We start from the raw sequence: 7,812 nt of genomic DNA on the forward strand, positions 1-7,812 counted from the left end.
AGCTAGTCCCAGCCCCGGTGCTAGCCGTCTTAGCCTGTTCTGGCTCCTGTCCTAACCCCGTCCTAACTGAGCGCTGACGGTGCTACTTCTAACGCTGAAAGGAAGAACAGCATGAGAAAAAAACTATACATTGATGGGCAATGGGTCGAAGCAGATGATTACCGCCCATTGTTCTCGCCTTATAGCGGCGAACAAATCGCCGAAATTGCATACGCGGGTCCGGCTGACGTACAGCGCGCGATTGAAGCGGCTGAGCGTGCGAAGCCGCGGATGGCGCGGATGCCGGCGCATGAGCGTGCCGCGATCTTGGAGCGGCTCAGCGCCTTGATTCGCGAGAAAGCGGAAGAATGCGCGCAGTTGATCGCGCTGGAAGCGGCAAAACCTCTGAAAACAGCAAGGCAAGAGGTAGAGCGAACCATAACGACATACAAGTTCGCTTCGGAAGAGGCGAAGCGGATACACGGTGAAACGATTCCGATGGACGCTGCCCCCGGCGGGGAGGATCGGATCGCCTACACGATTCGCCAGCCGCTGGGCGTCGTGGCGGCAATCACCCCGTTCAACTTCCCGATGAACTTGGTTGCCCACAAAGTAGGGCCTGCGCTCGCTGCCGGCAATACGATCGTGCTGAAGCCGGCAGGTCAAACTCCTCTGTCCGCGCTGCTTTTGGCGGAGCTGCTGGAGCAGGCGGGACTCCCTGCCGGGGCGCTCAATGTCGTCACGGGAAGCGGGAGCGCGATCGGCGACATGCTGGTGACGGATGAGCGCGTCAAAGCGGTGAGTTTCACCGGCAGCCCGGAGGTCGGGATTGCGATCCGCAATAAGGCTGGACTTAAGAAAGTTACCCTGGAGCTGGGATCGAACTCGGCGCTCATCGTGGATCAAGGCGTGAACGTGGATGAAATGATCGCCAGGGCCGTTACCGGGGCATTTTCCTATGCCGGCCAAGTATGTATCTCCTTGCAGCGCATCTACGTGCATGAAGCATTGTTTGACGAGTTCGTCTGGAAATTTGTCAAACAGACGGAATCGCTCCAGCTAGGCGATCCGCTCGATCCGCAGACGGACCTGTCCGCGGTCATCTCTCCCCATGATGCGCAACGCGCATTGGCTTGGGTCGCGGAAGCCGAGCAGGCGGGCGCGGTCATCGCTGCCGGTAACCGCAGCGACGGCAATCTCGTGCATCCGACGGTGCTGCTGCATGTTCGTCCTGACAGCAGCATCTCCTGCTCGGAAGCTTTCGCTCCCGTCGTGATGATCAACAAAATCGCCTCGGTCGAAGAGGGCATACAGCTGGTCAACGATTCCCGGTATGGCCTTCAAGCGGGCGTTTATACGTCTGATCTGCGAACGGCTTTTGCCGCCGCAGAGGCGCTCGAGGTGGGTGGCGTTATGATCAACGACATCCCCACTTTCCGCGTCGACCATATGCCGTACGGAGGCGTGAAGGAGAGCGGAACCGGGCGGGAGGGCGTCAAATACGCGGTAGAAGAGATGACGGAGCTGAAGCTGGTCTGTTTCAAAAAGTAGAGGAGCGCTGCTTTTGCGCCTATAATTGGAGCCTAAGCGGCAACCTTCCCAAATGACTCCCCTTTGGAGGGAAGGGGAAATACAATCCGCTATTTGAACGAAGATAAGAGAATTTCAAGGTTAAGCGGAAATACAGTTCCTTAATTGCACTCAAATGCTTATAAGTGGTCGGAAAAGAGGTAAATAGCGAATCCTATTTCCCTCATCCGGCCGAGAAGGGGACTTTCAACATGATTAGCGCATCCTATTTCCGTTCGTCTAACAAGCAAGCAAAAACAGGCTATCCATTCAGGTCACTAGGACCGGATGAGATAGCCTGTCATTTAAAAGGAGCAGGGTTCCGCAGGCGTTCGCTCAATTCTCCCCGAGCAGCAGATGACTTTGTCCGCCGCAAGCTGCCAAGCGCTTACCGCCTTACTCACCGTTCCGCTCTTCACCTGCATTACTCACTGTTCGGCTCTTCGCTCATTGCCTAACTCACCGTCCGGCTCATCGCACGTCTTACTCGCTGTTCGGCTCTTCACACACCTTATGTTCGTTCCGCTTTTTACCGCCTTACTCACCATTCGTCCCTTCGCCTGTCGCCTTGCTCTCCATCTCCGATCCTGTCGCCTTGCTCTCCAACTCCGATCCTGTCGCCTTGCTCTGCATCACGGATCCTGTCGCCTTGCTCTGCATCTCCGTTCCTGTCGCCTTGCTCTCCATCTCCGATCCTGTCGCCTTGCTCTCCATCACGGATCCTGTCGCCTTGCTCTGCATCTCGGATCCTGTCGCCTTGCTCTCCATCTCGGATCCTGTCGCCTTACTATCCTTCTGCTGCGCCTTCATCAGCTTATCCTTCATCTCATCCCGCTTGGAGCGGCGATCCTTCAAGGAGGCGTGGTCCGGCGAGTCCAGATACGCTTTGCGGCGGCCGATACGGCGCAAATTTTCTGGCACCAGGTTGAATTTTTCATCTTTCATGAGCGCGATGATGCCTGTGCTTTCCGGCTGCTTCTCCAAACCGTATACCTCGTTGAAATATTCGTCTGCACGGCCCGGCACATAGTTCTTGGGCTCGGGATATCCGACGATCACGCCCTCGTAGTTGCGCAAAATGACTTTATCCTGGCTCTGCGAGATCAAATAGTTTGGCTGCAATGCTATTTTGCCGCCTCCGCCGGGGGCGTCGACGACGAAAGTAGGCACAGCGTAGCCCGACGTATGCCCGCGCAGCGACTCGATAATCTCCAGCCCCTTCGATACCGGCGCGCGGAAATGGCCGATACCCTCGGACAAATCGCACTGGTAAATGTAATAAGGGCGCACGCGCATTTTGACGAGGTCATGCATCAGCTTCTTCATGATGTAGGTGCTGTCGTTGATGCCGGCCAAAATAACGGACTGATTGCCCAGCGGTACCCCGGCGTCGGCGAGCATGGCGCAGGCCTGTTTGGCTTCTTCCGTCATTTCGAGCGGATGGTTGAAATGCGTATTCAGCCAGACCGGATGGTATTTTTTGATCATGGTGCACAGATGCTCCGTAATCCGCTGCGGGAATACAACCGGCGCCCGCGTGCCGATGCGAATAATTTCTACATGGGGGATCGCCCGCAAATTTTTCAATATATACTCCAGAATGTTGTCGTTGATCAGCAGCCCGTCACCGCCGGATAACAGCACATCGCGAACTTCCGGCGTATTGCGGATATAGGCGATTGCGTCGTCCAACTGTTTCTTGGGTACGCCCATGCCGACCTGGCCGGAGAAGCGGCGGCGCGTGCAGTAGCGGCAGTACATAGAGCATTGGTTGGTGACGAGGAATAGCACCCTGTCCGGGTAGCGATGTGTCAAACCGGGCGTGGGGGAGTCCTCATCCTCATGAAGGGGGTCCTCCAGGTCGTATTTGGTTTTCAATAATTCGGCGGAGACCGGGACGGACTGCATCCGAATCGGGCAGCGCGGATCGTCGGGATTCATCAGGGATGCATAGTAGGGGGTGATATTCAAAGGTATCGTTTGCGTCGAAATACGCACGCCCTCTTCTTCTTCGGGAGTTAAATGGACCACCTTCTTTAAATCATCCAAGGAACGAATGGTATGTGTCAGCTGCCAAAGCCAATCGTTCCACTGCTCATCCGTGACGTTGCTCCATAGCGAAATCTGTTTCCAGTGACGTCGTTCCATATGGGCACCTCCAGTATTGATGTCGTCTCAGTTATAGAAGATGCAAGAAGCATGCCAACGTTTACTCAGCCCCGCGTCACAACGAAAAAAGACTCCCTACGGAGTCGAACGACCTGCTATGGCTTCCTCACAATGCCGTAACGGTTCAGCTTATATTGCAGCGCTTGCCGCTTCATTCCAAGCGCCTGTGCCGTCAGGGTGATGTTGTACTGATGCCGGGCAAGGGCGGCGGTGATGGCATCCTTTTCCAACTGCTTCACTTTATCGGTTAGCCCGTTGACGACAGGAGCCTCCTCGATGCTTATCGACTTGTGGTTGCGTATCGACGAGGGGAGATGGGCTTCCTCAATGATTTCGCATTCGAGATCCATCATATTGTAGGTCGATTCGATTGCATGGCTCAGCTCGCGAATATTCCCCGGCCAAGGATAGTGAAGCAGGCGCTCCATGGCGGCCGGCGTGATTCCCGCTATTTTCATCCCGAACATGGCATTGAACTTATCGATAAAATGATGGGTAAGCAGCGGTATATCATCCGTTCTTAGCGATAGCGGGGGAAGAGTGAGATTGACGACATTCAGCCTGTAAAAAAGATCGCTGCGCAGAAGGCCTTTATCCAAGGCTTCTTGGGGATCCATGTTCATGGCGGTAATGATGCGGACGTCCACCTGCTGTTCCTTCGTCCCTCCGACCCGGCGAACGAGCCCGTCCTGCAGCACGCGCAGCAGTTTGGCTTGCAGGAACAGATCCAGGGAATTCAGTTCATCGAGAAAAAGCGTCCCGCCGCTGGCCTGCTCGAATAAACCCGCCCTATCGATGGCCCCCGTGAAGGCGCCCCGTGCGGTACCGAACATAATACCCTCCATCAGCTCATTGGGGACGGCGGCGCAGTTTTGTGCAATAAACAGGCGGCTTCTCCGCGCCCCGGCATTATGGATGCTCTGGGCGAACAGTTCTTTGCCAGTGCCGGTAGGACCGCAGATCAGGACGGGCGAGCTTGTACGCGATGCTTTTTTGGCGAAGGAGACCGTCTCCAGGAACTGCTTGTTATGGCCGATCAGATCGCTGAAATGGTAGCGGGCGGAGCCTGCATGTTTTTTATCTTTGGCCGAGGAGGGGGTCTCGTAAATTTGATGGCGCAGATCCAGGATCTGATCGTGGAGCTGAACGATGCTCGTTATGTCTTTCGCCACCTCGAGAGCACCGATGACCTCTCCGTTATCCAGAAGCGGGTATGTGCTGTTGATGGTGGTAATTCTTTTGCCTGTGACGCTGACATAGGTTTGGATTTTCTCCCGGATCTCGACGCCGGTTTGGAGCACCTTCATGAATGTACTTGTTTCGTGGGTGAGCGAAGGGAAGAGCTCAAAGAAATTTTTCCCGACGACCTCCTCCCGCTGAAGCCCGTCTGTTTCCGCCATTTTGTCGTTATAGAAAATAGTGATGCCTTTGCGGTCGATAAGATGAACGCCGACATCGATGATATTCAGCACTTTCTCGAAATAAGCAGATCCATGCTCGTGCTGCCCTGACATCATGCACACCTCCTCATCATCGAAGGATAGGACGGTTCAGTTATTCACTTAGTACTATATGACTGGGGACGCTGGATAAGACCATGCCTAGGGATGTCTAACTTGAAAAATAAGGGCGGACATGCAAGAATTCAATATATAGGATGCGACGCGAGGAGATGTGGCCGGGAATGCCAGAAGAACAACGAATGGCTGTATTAGATGTACATATCGATCAGGCTGGTTACGAAGAGGCTCCGGATACGATCCGAAATATTCATTTTCAGGTGCGGCAAGGCGAGCTTGTTGGCCTGCTTGGACCGAACGGAGCCGGCAAAAGTACAACGATGAAAAGCATCCTGGGCTTGTTGAAGGATTTCAAGGGCACGGTTTCCTTTAGAGGGGAACGTAAAAGCTATGCCTACATTCCGGAGCATCCGATTCTGTATGACGAGCTGACGCTGTGGGAGCATATGGAATTCGCCGCTTCCGTCTATGAGCTGGATCGAAACGTATTTCTGGAGCGTGCGGACGATCTGCTGCACCGTTTTCGGCTGCTGGATGAGAAGCATCAATTGCCGGGGAAGTTTTCTAAGGGGATGCAGCAGAAAATTATGCTGATTCTCGGATTTTTGAATAAACCGGATGTGTATATCGTCGATGAGCCTTTCATTGGTTTGGACCCGAAGGCGATCAAGGATTTCTTGGGGATGCTGGATGAGGAACGCAAGCGCGGCGCCGGTATTCTGATGAGCACTCATGTGTTGGATACGGCGGAGAGAATTTGCAGCTCGTTCGTGCTGCTGTCGGGGGGAAGATTGGTGGCGGAAGGCACTCTGCAGGACATCAGGCAGCAGTGCGGCATGCCGGACGCGCCGTTATTCGACTGCTTCCACTCTTTATTGTGAGAGGGGGCGTGAACCTTGACTAACAGCTTTCAGATTTTTGCGCGGCGTGTTCGGTCCGATTGGTTGTATCAATATAAAGCTTTGCGAACAGCGGTGGATTGGATTATTGCCATTTATTTCGTCATTCCGCTGTTGATTGTGGCAGGCTATCAATATTACTCATGGTGGATGAGTCCGCCTTCCTGGTTTAGCATGATCCCGCTGTTCACTGTCGGCACGGTATGCTATCTGTTCACTTGGCTCGGAACGATTCGGTATTATGTCGAAGAAGGGGACCAGCTCTTTCTCAGACAGAACGAGGGATGGTTTCAGCATCTCATGCTGCTTGGCTACAGGTACTCGCTTGTGCTGCAAGGGGTCACAACGCTGCTGCTTATGCTTCTGTTCCTGCCCCTGCTGGTTAAGACGTATGCCTTTGGAGTGTCTCAGGCTGTCAGCCTCTGGCTGCTTACTTATTTGCTTAAAATTAATCTAGGCTTGCTTCGCCAACTGCTGGCACTGCGCTTTCGTGGTGTTGTGCTTTGGCTGCTGCGGATCGCGGCTTTTGCGGCGCTTTTCTTCCTGTATCAAACATTGGTTGCTGCGATTAGCCATAACACGAGTTATATTTGGGCGGTTTTGCTTGCTCTCTTGGCTTTGATTGTGTACTTAGGGAGAGTGCGGCTGCGTGAAAAGGGGACGTTCTTCGCGGACATCGCCAGAGAAAGAGATGCGCGGATGCGGATCGTCTCTCTGATGCTGATTCGCGTCGTGGAACGGAACAGAAGACCGAAGCGGAAGCGGCCGCTGTTGTTCAAGAGCTCTCAGCGTTTGTTCAAGGGAAAGGGCGCAAGCAACGGAATCGCCGATCTGCTCGCCAAATCCTTCTTTAGAAACGGTACGCAGTGGAAGCAGTCTCTGCAGTTTGCCGCCTTGATCAGCGGAGTTATGTTTATTTTGCCCGGATTTCTGAAAATTACGGTCTGGATTCTTGCAGCATGTCTGCTGTCCTTTTGGAGGAAATCGTTTTGCAAAGATGAGTTAACGGCACCGTTTCTGTCCCTCTTCTCAATTGAGGATACGGAGAAGCATCGAGCTCTTCAATTGGCGACTCCAATTCTTGTGCTTCCGGCGCTTATCTTGATTAGTTTGTTTTTGGGGATTTCTATGTTCACGTGGTGGGGGCCGATTATCATGATTGGAGCGGCAATACCTTTGGCTTACGGGACTTCTTCAGTTTTCACAAGCTGGTATTGAAGAGCGAGATACCTAGGGAAAGAACAAAGTTTCGGCTTTGTTCTTTTCGAGGTTGATTTCATGCTGGAACCATGGTATATTGCTATTCTGTCGTTGTGAGGCAAGTTGAAAGCAGCATGAAATGCTCTTCAAAAAAGATTAAAAAAAATACTTGCAAATCAAATTTCGACATGGTATATTACATTTCGCTGCTTCGGAAACGCGGCAGTGTACGAAAGACATTGATCTTTGAAAACTGAACAACGAGTGAGTAAACATGAACGAGCAATCGTTCAAACATGAGATTAATAATCTCGCTAGCAAGTCAATTGAGCTATTCAGCTTTCAATAAGGACGAGCAATCGTTCAACTATTATGGAGAGTTTGATCCTGGCTCAGGACGAACGCTGGCGGCGTGCCTAATACATGCAAGTCGAGCGGAGCACTTCGGTGCTTAGCGGCGGACGGGTGAGTAACAC

General features: G+C 53.0%; 4 protein-coding genes, 1 rRNA gene and 1 pseudogene. 4 read left to right on the forward strand and 2 right to left on the reverse strand.

Annotation, left to right across the window (positions count from 1 at the left end; genetic code table 11):
- Positions 1–111: 111 nt before the first annotated feature.
- Entirely contained in the window at positions 112–1,530 is a 1,419-nt protein-coding gene (locus PUT07_RS31815; RefSeq protein WP_274472807.1) for an aldehyde dehydrogenase family protein, read from the forward strand.
- Positions 1,531–2,301: 771 nt separating this feature from the next.
- Here PUT07_RS31815 and ablA read toward each other — a convergent pair.
- A pseudogene (gene ablA / locus PUT07_RS31820) lies at positions 2,302–3,696 on the reverse strand (lysine 2,3-aminomutase); the annotation flags it as partial.
- A gap of 116 nt (positions 3,697–3,812) precedes the next feature.
- Entirely contained in the window at positions 3,813–5,234 is a 1,422-nt protein-coding gene (locus tag PUT07_RS31825; protein ID WP_274472808.1) for a sigma-54 interaction domain-containing protein, read from the reverse strand.
- Between the two features lie 185 nt (positions 5,235–5,419).
- Here PUT07_RS31825 and PUT07_RS31830 point away from each other — a divergent pair, with 185 nt between their 5' ends.
- From PUT07_RS31830 to PUT07_RS31840, 3 genes are all read left to right on the forward strand, one after another.
- Positions 5,420–6,118 carry an ABC transporter ATP-binding protein gene (locus PUT07_RS31830; protein WP_379241115.1) on the forward strand — a complete coding sequence of 233 codons (699 nt, stop codon included), beginning with the start codon at positions 5,420–5,422 and terminating at the stop codon, positions 6,116–6,118.
- 15 nt (positions 6,119–6,133) lie between these two features.
- Positions 6,134–7,354 (forward strand): ABC transporter permease, encoded by a 1,221-nt coding sequence (locus tag PUT07_RS31835; RefSeq protein WP_274472810.1) that lies wholly within the window; start codon positions 6,134–6,136, stop codon positions 7,352–7,354.
- A gap of 351 nt (positions 7,355–7,705) precedes the next feature.
- Positions 7,706–7,812, forward strand: a 16S ribosomal RNA gene (locus PUT07_RS31840); the annotation flags it as partial.

This window comes from Paenibacillus sp. MAHUQ-63, assembly GCF_028765165.1.
GTDB lineage: Bacteria > Bacillota > Bacilli > Paenibacillales > NBRC-103111 > Paenibacillus_E.

Excerpts from the sequence above, each read along its gene's own strand:
- PUT07_RS31830 (WP_379241115.1), top strand. The coding sequence starts at position 5,420 with ATGGCTGTATTAGATGTACATATCGATCAGGCTGGTTACGAAGAGGCT.
- PUT07_RS31815 (WP_274472807.1), top strand. The coding sequence starts at position 112 with ATGAGAAAAAAACTATACATTGATGGGCAATGGGTCGAAGCAGATGAT.
- PUT07_RS31825 (WP_274472808.1), bottom strand. The coding sequence starts at position 5,234 with ATGATGTCAGGGCAGCACGAGCATGGATCTGCTTATTTCGAGAAAGTG.